This window comes from Alkaliphilus metalliredigens QYMF (assembly GCF_000016985.1).
In the GTDB taxonomy this organism is placed as follows: domain Bacteria; phylum Bacillota; class Clostridia; order Peptostreptococcales; family Natronincolaceae; genus Alkaliphilus_A; species Alkaliphilus_A metalliredigens.
The window spans coordinates 3,642,488-3,656,468 of sequence record NC_009633.1; the positions used below are offsets into that span (position 1 = coordinate 3,642,488).

Annotated in this window: 17 protein-coding genes; 1 reads left to right on the forward strand and 16 read right to left on the reverse strand. The window is 32.3% G+C overall.

Translation table 11 applies throughout. The features are described from left to right. Positions 1–103 precede the first annotated feature (103 nt). The 13 genes from AMET_RS17435 to AMET_RS26315 all read right to left on the reverse strand — a co-directional run bounded on the left by AMET_RS17435 (position 104) and on the right by AMET_RS26315 (position 11,371). Positions 104–2,026 (reverse strand): ABC transporter permease, encoded by a 1,923-nt coding sequence (locus AMET_RS17435; protein ID WP_012064638.1) that lies wholly within the window; start codon positions 2,024–2,026, stop codon positions 104–106. After that, positions 2,023–2,802 (reverse strand): ABC transporter ATP-binding protein, encoded by a 780-nt coding sequence (locus AMET_RS17440; RefSeq protein ID WP_012064639.1) that lies wholly within the window; start codon positions 2,800–2,802, stop codon positions 2,023–2,025. The genes AMET_RS17435 and AMET_RS17440 overlap by 4 nt, the downstream gene beginning before the upstream one ends. Positions 2,803–2,834: 32 nt before the next feature. Continuing rightward, on the reverse strand, positions 2,835–4,742 hold the full coding sequence (locus tag AMET_RS17445) for an ABC transporter permease (protein ID WP_012064640.1): 1,908 nt from the start codon (positions 4,740–4,742) through the stop codon (positions 2,835–2,837). After that, positions 4,732–5,487: an ABC transporter ATP-binding protein gene (locus AMET_RS17450; RefSeq protein ID WP_012064641.1), complete on the reverse strand. Its 756-nt coding sequence runs from the start codon at positions 5,485–5,487 to the stop codon at positions 4,732–4,734. Before AMET_RS17450 ends, AMET_RS17445 begins: the two co-directional genes overlap by 11 nt. Before the next feature lie 132 nt (positions 5,488–5,619). Further along, positions 5,620–6,588, reverse strand: coding sequence for a sensor histidine kinase (locus AMET_RS17455; RefSeq protein WP_012064642.1), 969 nt, complete (start codon positions 6,586–6,588; stop codon positions 5,620–5,622). After that, positions 6,589–7,278, reverse strand: coding sequence for a response regulator transcription factor (locus AMET_RS17460; RefSeq protein ID WP_012064643.1), 690 nt, complete (start codon positions 7,276–7,278; stop codon positions 6,589–6,591). Then, complete coding sequence (locus AMET_RS25920; RefSeq protein WP_157047285.1) at positions 7,271–7,456, reverse strand: hypothetical protein; 186 nt, start codon at positions 7,454–7,456, stop codon at positions 7,271–7,273. Before AMET_RS25920 ends, AMET_RS17460 begins: the two co-directional genes overlap by 8 nt. 63 nt (positions 7,457–7,519) lie before the next feature. Continuing rightward, positions 7,520–7,720: a DDE-type integrase/transposase/recombinase gene (locus AMET_RS27400; RefSeq protein WP_083761039.1), complete on the reverse strand. Its 201-nt coding sequence runs from the start codon at positions 7,718–7,720 to the stop codon at positions 7,520–7,522. After that, on the reverse strand, positions 7,678–8,268 hold the full coding sequence (locus AMET_RS17465) for an IS66 family transposase (RefSeq protein ID WP_242661315.1): 591 nt from the start codon (positions 8,266–8,268) through the stop codon (positions 7,678–7,680). The genes AMET_RS27400 and AMET_RS17465 overlap by 43 nt, the downstream gene beginning before the upstream one ends. Before the next feature lie 86 nt (positions 8,269–8,354). After that, positions 8,355–8,543 (reverse strand): hypothetical protein, encoded by a 189-nt coding sequence (locus AMET_RS17470; protein WP_041720379.1) that lies wholly within the window; start codon positions 8,541–8,543, stop codon positions 8,355–8,357. A gap of 24 nt (positions 8,544–8,567) precedes the next feature. Then, complete coding sequence (gene istB / locus AMET_RS17475) at positions 8,568–9,311, reverse strand: IS21-like element helper ATPase IstB (RefSeq protein WP_012062302.1); 744 nt, start codon at positions 9,309–9,311, stop codon at positions 8,568–8,570. Then, the gene (istA, locus tag AMET_RS17480; RefSeq protein WP_049765184.1) at positions 9,299–10,867 is read right to left on the reverse strand and encodes an IS21 family transposase; all 1,569 of its coding nucleotides are present in this window, start codon (positions 10,865–10,867) and stop codon (positions 9,299–9,301) included. Before istA ends, istB begins: the two co-directional genes overlap by 13 nt. 54 nt (positions 10,868–10,921) lie before the next feature. Next, positions 10,922–11,371: a hypothetical protein gene (locus tag AMET_RS26315; protein ID WP_041720993.1), complete on the reverse strand. Its 450-nt coding sequence runs from the start codon at positions 11,369–11,371 to the stop codon at positions 10,922–10,924. Positions 11,372–11,517: 146 nt separating this feature from the next. Here AMET_RS26315 and AMET_RS17490 point away from each other — a divergent pair, with 146 nt between their 5' ends. Continuing rightward, positions 11,518–12,261: a LytR/AlgR family response regulator transcription factor gene (locus AMET_RS17490; protein WP_012064645.1), complete on the forward strand. Its 744-nt coding sequence runs from the start codon at positions 11,518–11,520 to the stop codon at positions 12,259–12,261. 52 nt (positions 12,262–12,313) lie between these two features. Here the strand turns inward: AMET_RS17490 and AMET_RS17495 are convergent, their stop codons facing one another. The 3 genes from AMET_RS17495 to AMET_RS17505 form a co-directional block, all read right to left on the reverse strand. After that, positions 12,314–12,619: a hypothetical protein gene (locus AMET_RS17495; protein WP_041720995.1), complete on the reverse strand. Its 306-nt coding sequence runs from the start codon at positions 12,617–12,619 to the stop codon at positions 12,314–12,316. 171 nt (positions 12,620–12,790) lie between these two features. After that, on the reverse strand, positions 12,791–13,573 hold the full coding sequence (locus tag AMET_RS24505; RefSeq protein WP_012064647.1) for an NPCBM/NEW2 domain-containing protein: 783 nt from the start codon (positions 13,571–13,573) through the stop codon (positions 12,791–12,793). Positions 13,574–13,621: 48 nt separating this feature from the next. Then, positions 13,622–13,942, reverse strand: coding sequence for a DUF3185 family protein (locus tag AMET_RS17505; RefSeq protein ID WP_012064648.1), 321 nt, complete (start codon positions 13,940–13,942; stop codon positions 13,622–13,624). Between the last annotated feature and the right edge of the window lie 39 nt (positions 13,943–13,981).

Genomic DNA, 13,981 nt, shown 5'->3' on the forward strand with positions numbered 1-13,981 from the left:
GAATACCACTCGTTTAGTCTCTCCGCTTTCGGTGACTGCGAATGTCAACGACTACAACGAGACAATAAATTAATATCTTCTTTTTCATAACTTTTCTTCCTTTCTATAAAGCATTTGTGACAATGCTTTTGTAATACCGAATGCTAAACACGGCAAACATCAAATAGATGACAATATACGCTGCCATACTAATGATGATTGGAGTGAGCGTGCTTGCGGCGATAAGAACAAAACCTAAGTTAAGAGCAAAAGCAGCGTGAATTAACCCAATTCCCAGAGGAATAAAAAAAACAAAGAGCTGTTTACGGATGATGCCTTTCATAATATCGTTTACTTGGAACCCCAGTTGTCGCAGTGTCCGATAATGGTTTTTTTCTTGTTCAGCCTCTGTCATTTGTTTAAAGTATAAAATACTTCCCGTTGAAAGAAGAAACACAAAGCCTAAAATGCCTGCGATGAAAATAAGAAGCCCGTAGGTTTGCCGGGATTCCTCGTATGCGGAATAAAAGTCAGTGATATACTGGTCACTATCCACATTCGTTAGAAAGATGTCAGAGGCGATATCTGATTTTTCAGTGTCTAATAAGTGAAACACTTCAAAGGTTAAAAATTCCTTGTACTCATCCTCCTGAATGCTATCTCTCACTCTCTGGAAGGTTTCTTCAGAAACAAGTAATTGTTCTCCATAGAATCTGTAATTCATCACGTTTTCAAGCCTAAACTTGGACACTGTTAACCGATTTGCCTCATCGTCTGATGGGTATTGCACGTATTTTGGAAATGAAGTTTCTACTCCTTCTATAATGGCTCGCGTATTATGATAGATTGCTTCACCATCTCGGGGACTCTCAACATCTAATCCAGCCTGCACCATCTGCTCTGCTGAGAAAACCATGAAGGCTCTGTGACGATTGTCTACATTTGTATCCTGTTCCACCCATGTGCCAACAAATCTTATGGCATCTAGTTGATAATGATTAAATCCAATCTGTTCTTCTTCTAACCTACTTGATATAATAGCGGCTTCCTCCTGCATATTTTCCACTGCAAAATCAAAAGGCATCGCCAACCTCACATCGTTTTCCGTTGAATAGTATAAGGAATATGAAAGTGAAACCATCGTAATCGTCATGGCAGACAATACAGTGATCAATGTTAATGAATTGGCGTGACCTTTCATTCTGTGCATTAATGGTGCTACAGACAGGCTATTATACAAGCCGAGGTTTCCATTTTGCTTTTTTCGAAAAACATATAATATCCAGCTTATCGTCGTATGGAAAACTAAATAGGTTCCCAGTATGGTGCTGGCGAGAACTAATATCATAAGAAACAACAGCAAGTCAGCATGGTCTACAATTAAGGTAGACACATAATAGCCAAACCCTATTAGACTTAACCCTACTAACCCTAAAATACTTGAAACGATGCTTGGACGTTTAACAAAGTAATCATTTTGCTTATTTGCTTGAAACAATTGTAGTAGTGTACTTCGATAAACCGTCCATATAATTTGTAAAGATGTGACAGCAATTAAGCAAGTAAAAACAGCAATTGTTTGGATAACTGCTTGGCTGGAGAAGGTTAATCCAACCATAGCTTCAAGTCCTATCAGGTTCATAAACAGTAAAAGAAAGAGTCGCGAGAGCAAAGCTCCAACTAGCATTCCAATAAATAAAGCTCCTAGACCAAGAATAGTGTGTTCCAAGATTAGTAACCGAGCGACCCAAGCCTTAGACAAGCCAATTAACTGATACATTCCGATTTCTTGACTACGTCTTCTAATAAAGATGCTGGTAGCGTACATCGTAAACACAATGGTAATGAGAATGAGTAATATTCCAGCGACTTGAAAGGCCGTTGAAAAGTGCATGCTAGATTTAACCATATTAACAATGGTTTGGTCATTTTGTAGGGTAGAGAAAATAAAATACAAACTTATGCTGAAAATCATTGCGAAAAAATAGAGATAATACATTTTGATGTTTTTTCGCATGCTGCGGATCACTAATTTCTGTGTAGTCATTTCTGGTTACCTCCTCCAAGAAGGGCTTGCATATCAAGAATGTCCTTAAAGAAGGATTCTCTCGTTTTCTCTCCCCGGTACAATTCAGAAAAAGTTCTTCCATCCTTAAGAAAGATCACACGCTTACAATAGCTAGATGCCAACGGGTCATGAGTAACCATAACAATGGTGACTTGTCGTGCTTGGTTAATCTCATGTAAATTTTCTAATAGATTTGAGGCTGCTCTTGAATCAAGGGCGCCTGTAGGCTCATCAGCAAAAACAATCGAGGGCGAATGAATTAGCGCTCGTGCTGCAGAGGTGCGTTGCTTTTCTCCACCTGAAATTTCAGAAGGGTACTTATTAGCTAATTCCTTAATATCTAAAATCTCTGCTATGGCATTAAACTCAGTTTCAGCTTGATTTTTGCTTATTTTTGTTAAAGAAACAGGTAGCAATATATTTTCTTTTACCGTTAATGTATCAAGCAAATTGTAATCCTGAAAGATAAAGCCTAAATGTTCACGACGAATGTTTGAAAGCTGACTATCATTCATTTTGGAAATCTCGTGCTCTTTTATAAAGATTTGTCCATCTGTGGGACGGTCAATAGTAGCTAATGCATTGAGAAGAGTTGTCTTCCCTGATCCTGAAGGTCCCATAATTCCAACAAACTCACCCTCTATCACTCGAAGGTCGATTCCTTGTAACACCTGTTGAGCATTTCCCTTTAAACCATAAGATTTACGTACCCCCTCAGCAATTAAAACGGTTTTCCGTATCTTTTGCTTTGTCATTTAATCACTCCAATCAATTTGTTCTAAACCTTTTACTCAATTATATTTAATATAGATTTCTTATAGTTTTTTACTGTTATAAGATATCCTATCGTTTGAAGTACTAAAAATATTATAAAACTTATTGTAGTTACTTTAGAATAATTCAAATTCAGTTTGGAAATTAGTATCCAATTCTGCATAAATAAAAATATTGTAGCTATGATAAAGGGTACATACATCAGTATTGCTATATTTTTATAATGTATAGTTGAAAATTCCTTTTTAGATAATCCCAACTTCATTAAATTTTTATATTTTATAGCTTCTTTTTCCTTTTCTGTGACTAATCTGAAATATATCATACTGGCAGAGGCTAATAAAAATATCACACTCAATGCCCCACCTATATAAAGCATCAAATTTTTCACCATTTTTTCTGTTTCATATAGTATTCCAGAAACAAAAAAACCACCAGGGTTTTCTCCATTGTCTGTAATTATAGATACTAAATTATTAGCAGTGCTTAAATCTTCCTTCCAGTCACCGACATTAAAAACATTTACTTGATATATACTAAATTCTCTTTCGTCTAAACTATTATATAGTTCATCCTCTATTACTAAAAGATTCCTATAATAACCTGCAGGTGTAATTGACCTTTCACCTTCTCCTATAATCTCTAAATTTCTATCTGCTTTATCGGTTAAGACTTTATAACTATCATTATCCTCTAAATTAACATTACTAACTTCAGTTCTTGTTGTTCCTTGTACTATAAATATTTGATTACTCTTTAAATCTAATTGCTCTAACATTAGTATTTCTGCTGCCTTATTATATTCTCTCTGAGAAATAATACCTGTACGTGGAAACGAATTACCTTTTAAAGTAAGAATATCAAATGTTAATCCTACATATCCTTCCTTTATAGATAATGTATTTTTTAAAGTTTCTACTTTTTCTTCTCCTCTTACTGTATTTTCACTGACAATATATATATAATTAAAGGGATAGCTTTCTAAGGTTTTAGTCTCTACATCTTTTGTCATTCCATATAACAGTGTAGTTGTAGAAAAAACTGCAATTAATAAAATTGTTACTGAAAATATCATATTGGCATTAGTTTTAAACTTAGAATTAAGCTCAGCTATTAAAAGCATATTAGTCTTTTTATAATAATGTTTACTTTTAATAATTAACCATAGAATTAACTTTCCTAACACTATAATAAAAAAATATAAACTTATTAATCCAAGTAAAAAAACAACTAACAATCCTAATGTATTATTTATAACTAATTCTATTTTTTTAAGAATAGTTAAAGCTACTAAAGTAACTATAGAAATAACTCCCAATAACATAAAAACAAATGGTATCCTTGCATTCTTTTCATCTTTCTTATCTGATTTTATTAAATTTAAAGCCTTTTCTTTTCTTATAAATCTAGGTGATAAAGTAGCCACTAAGAAAAATAGTCCCAAAAACATCACAGTTGTTAGTATAATGGCTTTTATTGGAAAATACATATTAAAATTCTCTACGCCTAATGCATAACTAGAAGCCATAAGAGAAAGAGGTGTAATAACCAGTCCTAAAATAATTGCCACTATAATTGCCATAATTCCAATTAGCATATTCTCTATAAATATCATTTTATTTATTTGCCTTTTACTTGCACCACTTAATATAAATATTCCTAGTGTTTTCTGTTTATTTTTTAAAAAAGCACCTATGGAAAAAGAAATAAACATAAAAGTAAATAAATATAATAATATATTTCCCGCTCCCATAGCCAGGGCTAAAGAAGAACCAAATTGTATCACATTTAAAGCTGGATGGAACATAGAGACTGAAAACAAGAAAAATAATAATACTGAGACCATACTACTTAAAAAGTATGCTAAGTAGGTCCACTTGTCTCTCCATACATTATTAAATGCTAACTTTTTAAATGTCATCTACATCACCTCCTAAGAAACTCAACATATCTATTATTTTCTTATAAAATACAGTTTTATTATCTCCCCTATGAATCTCATTATAAAGATTTCCATCTTTTATAAAAATAACTCTACTGCAAAAGCTTGCTATATATGGATTATGAGTAACCATTAAAATAGATGTAGTAAGTTCTTCATTAATGGTAGTAAATATTTTCATTACATCTTTTGCAGCTTTAGTATCTAAATTACCAGTAGGTTCATCAGCTAATAGTAAAGGTGGATTATGAATTAATGCCCTTGCTAAAGCAACTCTCTGGGCTTGCCCTCCTGAAATTTCAAAAGTCCTTTTATTTAATATCTTTTCGATTCCTAAAAGGTTTATGATTTTGTTAAGCCTCTCTTCCATAACTTTTAAATCTATACTATCTAGTACTAATGGTAGTATGATATTTTCTTTTACTGTTAAAGTGTGTACTAAATTAAAATCCTGAAAAACAAAACCTAATTCCTTTCTGCGAAATTTAGATAACTCTTCTTCTTTTAATTTATATGGATTTTTGCCATTTACTAAAACTTCACCAGTTGAGGGTTCATCTATTGTAGAAACGCAATTTAATAAAGTGGTTTTTCCGCTGCCAGAAGGTCCCATCACTCCTACAAATTCACCTTCTTTTAAATTAAAATCAATATTTTCTAATCCTGTATAATTTATTTTTCCCAAATAAATTTTCGACAGATTCTTTACTTCTAAAACATTCATATATGTTTCCTCCTTTTTTATCCTAAATCATAAATTAATTATAGTCCATTATGTAAAGTCTTACTATTTAAATAGCTTACACCAACATTACATGTTTGTAATAAACAAAAAACCATGAACAATTCATGGTTTTTAAAAGTATATACTAAATGTAGTTTTTTCGTTTGGGATAGATTTTATGCTGATATGGTGGGATAAAAGATCTAAAACCTTTTTAACTATATACAGTCCCACACCGCTGGATTCCCCATATGTCCTTCCATTTTCTCCTGTATAAAATATATCAAATACTCTATCTATATCACTAGAAACTATTCCAATTCCATCATTAGTTATGTTTAAAATAGTATTTCCTATATCACTTTTTATATCAAATATTAATTTGCTATCTTTCCTACCATACTTTATTCCATTGTTTGTAATCTGATAAATAACATTTTTAATTTGCTTTTTATCTGTAAAAACAAATATATCCTCATCAATATTTACAGAAGGATAGATAGCGTTTAATATGAAAAAATCTTTTAAATCATTAATAACTTCTACCACTAAAGCTCTTAGATTTATCTTTTCAATTTGTATATCTTTTTCAATATCACTTAGTCTTAAAAATTTTAAAGTCTGAGATAAATGGTAATCCAAGTTATTTACTTGAGCTAACACCTTTTTAAAGCTTTCATCTTCTCCATTCTTTTGGGAAATCATACTTATTACAGATAAAGGTGTTTTCATCTGATGAATACTCTGATCTATAAACATTTTGTATTGTTTTTGAATACTTTCTAACTCTAATATCTTGTTATTAAATATTTTAAAATATTCTCTTTGGTTTTGAGAAAATGCCTCTTCCAAGGCTGATTTAGGATTATGCAATAATATTTCTTTGAGTTCCTTAGGTTTATTTGAAAAAGCATTATAAATTCTATAGTTTCTAAAATATTTAATGGCTAAAAAAATAAACAACAGAAAAAAACTTAGAAAAACAAAGTATTTAAAGTTATTTTCAATTCCTCCTAAAACTTCAATAGTAAACCCTAAGCATATAAATACTAGTATAAATAAAACTATAAATGAAATATGATGTTTTATAAACAGTTTCATTTACTCCACCTCCACAAGCCTATAGCCTACTCCTCTTACAGACTCAATAAGGAATCTTGCATCTACCTCTGTTAATCTTTTTCTAATCCTTGTAATATTTACATTTAAAGTATTCTCTTCTACAAACATTTCATCATCCCATAAAGCCCTTAGTAATTCTTCTCTTGAAATAACTTTTGGATGATTTTCTATAAATAATGATAAAAGTTCAACTTCCTTTTTAGTTAATCTTACTTCTCTATCCCTATTTTTTAATATGAAAGCTTCACAATATAGGCTTAAATCTTTTAGGTTTAAAATTCGTTCTTTAGTCAAATTGCTGTAATCTCCATAGGCCCTTCTAATATTGGCATTTATTTTAGCTATAACTACATCTAGGACAAATGGTTTAACAATATAATCATCAGCACCATTGTCCATAGCATATATTTGTTCTAAATCACCTGTCCTAGCAGATATAAATATTATAGGCAAACTAGATATATTTCTAATTTCTCTACACCAGAAAAAACCATCATATATTGGTAAATTTACGTCTAAGAGTATTAAATCAGGTTTATATTCATTAAACTCATCCATTATCTTTTCAAGCTGCCTTACTATAAACACTTCATAATTATATTTTTCAATATAGGCACTTAAACTCTCCGCTATAGTAATATCGTCTTCTATAATCATAATCTTATACATAATATTCCTCCTTGATTACTAATGAATTCCACACAAAAACTATATCCTCTATAGTTTCTCTATCAGTGTTTGTTAACATAGTTGTCTTCAATGGTTGCAAGGCCTTTACGTGGATATCCTGGTCTATATTTAAGTGTTTTGAAGATTGATTCAGCATAGGCGTTGTCATTGCTGACACGAGGTCTGCTGTTCGAAGGCATGATCCCCAACATAATCAATGTTTCAAGTAAGGTTGCACCTTTCATGGGCTTCCATAATCTGAGTGCAGAACAAGCGGTTTCTTGTCTTTTGTACGGTTTTCACTCATAATTGCTCGGCGCATAAGCCTGCTTGCGTATTCAGCTGATTCTCTATCATAGACTTCCCAAGCTATGATCTTCTTGCTATACAAGTCCAAGATCAAATACAAATAGTAGTATTTACCTTTGATTGAAGCCGGCATATATGTGATGTCAATCTTATTCCGACATCAGAATAATCGGTCTGAAGAAACCCTGTGAATCCTTCTAAAAATTGCTTTGGATGTTTCTTAGCTCTTGAAGGCTGATATTCATAAAGATATATTGGATGTTCACTGGTTTCAGCCGTTGCATAAAGCCACATATAGCTTTGACTTTTATCTTTTTCATCAAGCACTTTTAGGGGGCTTTCATCAGCATGTATTACTGGTGATTGTTTTAAATGCGTATGCATTCTATCATACAAGGGGCTCAACCACTTTTCAGCACCTTGAACAATCCAACTGGCCATGTTTTGACGAGATAGATCAATTCCATAGTTTACAAAAGAAGCTTCCTGTCTATAAAGGGGAAGGGCCTGATTGTACTTGTTTTCCATGATAAATGCAAGCACTGATGGCGATACCATGCTGCCAGGAAGGACAGGTTTGGCCATAGGTGCAGTAATGATGGTACCACCATTATCACTATCAATGGCATCACATCCCCTACAAGCTGTAACTGGCAAGTGTTTTTGGAGAAATTTTGGCAAATAGTTTTCCATAGTAATTTCCAAATCTCTCCATACACTACTGCTTGTAATTTATCTTATAATCACTGAACTTTATTAAACGAATATTAGTTTTTATCTCTTATGACTTTTCTGATTTGCTCATAAATATCTTGCTCCGTATACTCGAAAATATGACCTTCATCATCTTCTACAGGAGATCCATACTCATTTAATAATTCCTGCTTTAAGCCATCAGAGATAGTTATCCTTCTGCTAAACAAATACTTTTTTAAATCTTTCTCTCTTAACAACATAATCACAATCGCCTCCTTCATCTATTAAAACAATGATTCTCGATGTTCTAATCTATAGCTCTTACCTGTCATATTAAATAGCTCACATCTGTAAGTGATTCTATCTAACACTGCCGTGGTTAAAGCGGGGTCCCCTAATAACTCGGTCCAATCTTCAAGCCCTTTGTTGGAGGTAATAATTAACGATGTTTGTTCATGAAGGGCTGATATTAATTGGAAAAACAAGTTCGCTTCTTCTCTTGATATGGGGAGGTAACCTAGCTCATCGATGATCAGAAGACTAGAAGATAAAACATTGTTGATTTTCCCTTTGCTTTTTCTTGATATCTCCTGTGTTTTTAAACAGTGCATCAGATTGTCCATGGTGGTGAAGCTAACCTTGTAGCCCATCTCTACAGCCTTGTACCCTAATGCAATACACAAGTGGCTTTTACCTACCCCTGGAGGGCCTAAAAGTATTAGATTATACATTCTATCTATCCAGTCCATCTCAATAAGACTATTGATTTGTCTTTGGGTAATCGATCTTTGAAAGGTTAGATCGAACTCTTCTATTGTCTTAAGTACCGGAAAGCCTGCAGCCTTAACTCTGCGTTCCTGGGCCTTTTTCTCTCTGAGATCGACTTCGTTTTCTAATATTGACAGTAAAAGATTCTGATATGAAATGTTGTTTATGTCAGCATTTTCAACGATGGAATCTGCATTGGTATTTAAGTAGTTCAATTTGAGTTTTTTAGCGTGATCCTTTATTGATTCTAATTTTTCCATTTTCTTTTATCCTCCTTCAGGGCACTCATGTATTCTCTAATATCTCGTACTTGAGGCTTTAAATCCTGATATTTTGAAGGAGTAGTTATGTCAGCTTTAAAGTACTTCTTATTTAGTTGTCTGTTTTCTTCAAGTTTTAAGTACTGTATGGCATCCTTCAAGAGCCCTGCGCTAAACAATTTCCTTTCAATACAGTAGCTTAATGCCCTTTGAACAATTGATTTGTCTTGGTTTTTTACTGTATTCATTATTAGGGCAAATTGATCTTTAAAGTGTCTTGGCTTCTCTATTTTTAATACATCAACAAATTCATTAGCCTTTTCAGTATGGTCTAAGCTTTTTAACACTTTGTTGTAGATTTCATGACTTGTACAGTGTTTACTCTCATTCCTATCATAGTGCTCTATTTTCACTAATTTTCCTTTATCCTGACTGATTTTATGTTCAATAATTAACTGTTCTGTATCTTGGTTCTTAATTTCCATGGTATCTTTCTTAATAATTAATTTAACCTCTTTCCCTGGAGAATAGGTTCCCGTAGGGACTTGGTATCTATTTTGCTTGTAAAAAACTGTATTGTTTTTTCTAACGAGATAGGTTAAACTATTTGTATTAGTTGTGTTTACAAATAGAGTGGGTATTGGCTTTAAGTGTTCCTTTTCCAGGGCAAACACTTCTGCCGGTACCTTCTTTGTTGTTTCATGGACTTTTTTATTACCTCTTCTTTCTAACCATTTCAGCGAATCATCATTAAATGAGTCAATATCTACAAATGTTCTATTCTTTGCAAAATTATACTTGGCATATTTCACTACGGCTTCAATTTTCCCTTTACTCTGTGGGTCATAACCCCTGCAAAGGTACACTTTAAACTTAAGGGAATTAATATAGTTTTGAAATCCTTCTGTGTATATGATATCTCCATGATTTTCTGATACCACTAGGACTCTGTCCTGGTCATAAACAACCTCCTTAGGCATTCCTCCAAAATATTCAAAGGCTTTATTATGGGCCTCAATGAATGTCTGGGTAGTAAAGGGCTTGTCTATCCAATAGATGTATTTATGTCTGGAATGGGATAAAACCATACCAAAGCAATATACTTTGATTCTTGTTTTGTCAGGTTTATCTAGCCATATTTGGCCCAGGTCAACCTGTGCTTGATATCCCATAGGAAGCTCATCCACCTCCTCAAATTGCCTTGCTGAAACTACTTTAGGGAGCTTATGTTCTTCCCTTAAGTGATTGACATATAGTCGTAAAGTTCTATCCTTAAAGTCCAGCACATGATATTTTTCCTCTAGCCAATCATATATTTGAGCACTTGATAAATCCCTATGTTCTCTAATCCATGCTAAGACTTCGTCCTTATATTTGTCCACCTTCCTTTCTCTAGATTCAGTTCTTTGTCTTAAGCTTGCAAATTCATCTGGTGTCATATCCCAATATTTATGTACTGTTTTATAGTCGATCTCCAGCCTCCTTGCTACCTGTGATTTATTCAGTCCTTTGGACTTGTATCCTTGGATTTCAGCAAACATATTCCACTCCTTCAATTTCATTCCTCCTCTGGTGTCACTAGCTAACTAATTCTACCAGAAGGGATATTATTATTGTAGTAAATTGGAAATTATTCTCCGTTTTTGTTTGCCAAAATCTCTCCCTTTTATTTTACCAGTTACAACAGGTTTTTGTCTTAAAGTTATTCTTCCATTAGTATCAAATATATAATATTCTTTATCATTGCTATCAATAAAAGTAATATTTTTCCTTGGATCATCAGTATCCACTTTCGACATGCCATAAGTTATATTTTTAAATTCCCCAAAACCAAACAAAGCAATATATAACTCATTAGGAGTATCTTGTTCTATCTTATCTCTATTAATTGATTTAGCATCTTTAAATGCTTTTTCAGATATCTCCCATAATTCAGTAGTTTTATTATATTTTATATATGACTGCTCAGAGTTTGTTTCCTTATTAGTTTGACAGCCAGCCAATAAACCCATTATTAAAATAACTACTAGAAATACTTTTATTCTATGATGTTTCATCACTCACTTTCCTCCCCCTCTGTTCATTTTACTAAAGCCTTAAATATCACTATCTCTTTATTTGTAAGTTTATTGATAAAATCAATTGATTGTTGTAAAATGATTCTATGATAGTGAACTCTCAAATACCTATGCATTCAGGAGGCAATATGAGCACAGTATTAATTGTAGAAGATAATTTAGAACAACTATGTTTCTTAAAAGACATTCTTGAAGAATCTCAAGAAGATATTACAATATTTACTGCAACTAGCGTTAAACAGGCTTATCATCTAGCCCTTAGCCATAATATAAACCTTTTTTTCATTGACATCGGCTTACCCGATGGATCTGGTTTAGAATTAGCAAAAAATTTAAGAGCAATTCAAAAATATGAACTTACCTGGGTGGTTTTTTTGACTACATACACCCAATATATTTTAAAAGCCTTTAAACAAATTCACTGCTACGATTACATTGTGAAACCCTATAAAAAAGAAGATATTATTGCTATTACAAAAAAGCTCTTGAATACAAGTTCATTAGCATCATCAAATAATGATGAGCAGTATTTAACCTTTCAAATGAAGGGCTATATTTTGAAAATATTTATAAAGGATATAGTCTATATTGAAGTGTATAAAAAAAATTGCACCATTTACACTTCTAATGACAGTTATTTAGTAAAAAAAATGCCCTTATCTAAAATCTATGAAATGCTGTCTCCAGGAGAGTTTATACAATGTCATCGCTCCTTTTTAGTAAACATACATTACATAAAAGAAATGAAGAAAACCGATAACATATGGGTGATAACATTTTTAAATCATTCTGAAACAGTCATGTTAGGTGAAACCTTTAAAGATAATGTAATATCGAAGCTTGGATTAAGCAAGTGGGTCAATGTAAAATAGTTAAGGTGCGTTTCACATTGACCCTTGGATAAAGCTGTTGTAAATGTCTAAATTATTTTTTCTTTAATTCCAAGTCCATTATTAAAAGAGTATTATTTTCTATTGAATAATCGAATATCTCTGTTTCCTCGCGAAATTCTATTTTAGCTGTTAGTTTCAGATCCTTATCACTTAGAACTTCATATTTAAAATGTCCTGTCTCACTACCCTCACGAAATACTGCATCACCATTTTTAAAGAATTCTAATTCGATTTCATCATTTCCCCACTTCCCTACAATACTATTAGATGAACTACATCCAGATAAAGTAATTAATAATAAACTAATAACCAATATCAGACAAACAGTTTTTTTCAATTCCGTCACTCCTTCGATTTTCCTTAATATTCTTTACCTTAGTATTTTTCTGCAAAAATTCCTTTTGAATTAATTATTACCATGTAAAGATAGGGTATTATCGAATCTTGGATTAACTAAGTAGTCATTGCAAATATATAAAAGTAATTTTGCAACAGCCCTTTATTCTATTTATTTAGTAAGTCTAGCATTAAAGAATCCTACATCTTTTCTAGTAGTACCGTCATCCGTAGTAATCTGAATAGTGAGTTTTAAAGCTCCTGCTACATTTACTGTTATTTCTTCTGGCATATCGCCTTGCTTTAATGTTTTTTCATATACTAACCTATCATCTGCATATATCTTGATATCTTTAGTTCCAAATTCATCTTTATAATTATTAGGTATTCCTAAAGTAGCTTTAAACTCTTTATATCCTGCATTTAAAGGAAAATCAATCTTACTCCAAGCATTATACCTATCAGCTCCCCATATACTATAAGATTCTATTGGAATAAATAGATAGTTATTATATTTATTTCTTATATTATCTTCAACTGGCATTGTGATGTTATATTCGTATTTTAAATTACTCTTATTTCCTCTGTTCATTTCAAAGCTCATGTGGTCTATGCCATTCCCAATAAAAACTACTTCCTCTTCAAACAATGTTTTCTTACCGATATATACTGTTTGAGTTTGTCCATCCCATTCAACATTCTTATTTAATGCTTCGCCCACTGCTTTTACCGGTAAGTATGTAGTTCCATTATAAATAAATGGCTGAATTTGATTCCCAACACTATCTCTACCAAATTGAACTCTTTGACCGTCAACTACCAGTTTAATATCGTTATACATTACTTCAATTGATTTTCTTACTGGTGAAGCAAAGGCACTAACTGTTAATAAACAAATTAAAATAGCAACAGTAAATCCAGAAACAAAACCTTTGATTTTCTCTTTATTAAACATACTATTCCTCCATTCGTATTTATTCACTATTTAAAACTCACTATTGACCTATGCAATTTTGCTTTCTTCACTCTTATTTTTCTTCAACAATAAAACAATACCTACAATACCCATTACAACTCCCATGGCAACCATTACCATTCCAGTAGGATCAGTATGCCCAACTAACCTTCCCATTTGTGACTCAAGGCTATTCATCTGGTTGTATCCAAAAAAACTCAGTATAACTCCTAAAAACAATAAAATTCCTCCAAAAATCTTCATAATAATTTCAACTCCTTTCCTTTTGTTTTCCTTTGCAGGTTTACTGTAAATCTCTACTATGGTTATAGATAAGTATATTATTATTGATATCAATTCATAATTCAACTATTTGCCCCCTAAATCCCCTTCAAAGGCCCTGAATCC

Bases quoted from the DNA above. Each gene is read 5' to 3' on its own strand.
- AMET_RS17440 (WP_012064639.1), bottom strand. From the start codon at position 2,802: ATGACAAAGCAAAAGATACGGAAAACCGTTTTAATTGCTGAGGGGGTA.
- AMET_RS17470 (WP_041720379.1), bottom strand. From the start codon at position 8,543: ATGTTGTTAAGAGAGAAAGATTTAAAAAAGTATTTGTTTAGCAGAAGG.
- istB (WP_012062302.1), bottom strand. From the start codon at position 9,311: ATGGAAAAATTAGAATCAATAAAGGATCACGCTAAAAAACTCAAATTG.
- AMET_RS17490 (WP_012064645.1), top strand. From the start codon at position 11,518: ATGAGCACAGTATTAATTGTAGAAGATAATTTAGAACAACTATGTTTC.
- AMET_RS17455 (WP_012064642.1), bottom strand. From the start codon at position 6,588: ATGAAACTGTTTATAAAACATCATATTTCATTTATAGTTTTATTTATA.
- AMET_RS17445 (WP_012064640.1), bottom strand. From the start codon at position 4,742: ATGACATTTAAAAAGTTAGCATTTAATAATGTATGGAGAGACAAGTGG.
- AMET_RS17460 (WP_012064643.1), bottom strand. From the start codon at position 7,278: ATGTATAAGATTATGATTATAGAAGACGATATTACTATAGCGGAGAGT.
- AMET_RS17450 (WP_012064641.1), bottom strand. From the start codon at position 5,487: ATGAATGTTTTAGAAGTAAAGAATCTGTCGAAAATTTATTTGGGAAAA.
- AMET_RS17435 (WP_012064638.1), bottom strand. From the start codon at position 2,026: ATGACTACACAGAAATTAGTGATCCGCAGCATGCGAAAAAACATCAAA.
- AMET_RS27400 (WP_083761039.1), bottom strand. From the start codon at position 7,720: ATGCCGGCTTCAATCAAAGGTAAATACTACTATTTGTATTTGATCTTG.
- AMET_RS24505 (WP_012064647.1), bottom strand. From the start codon at position 13,573: ATGTTTAATAAAGAGAAAATCAAAGGTTTTGTTTCTGGATTTACTGTT.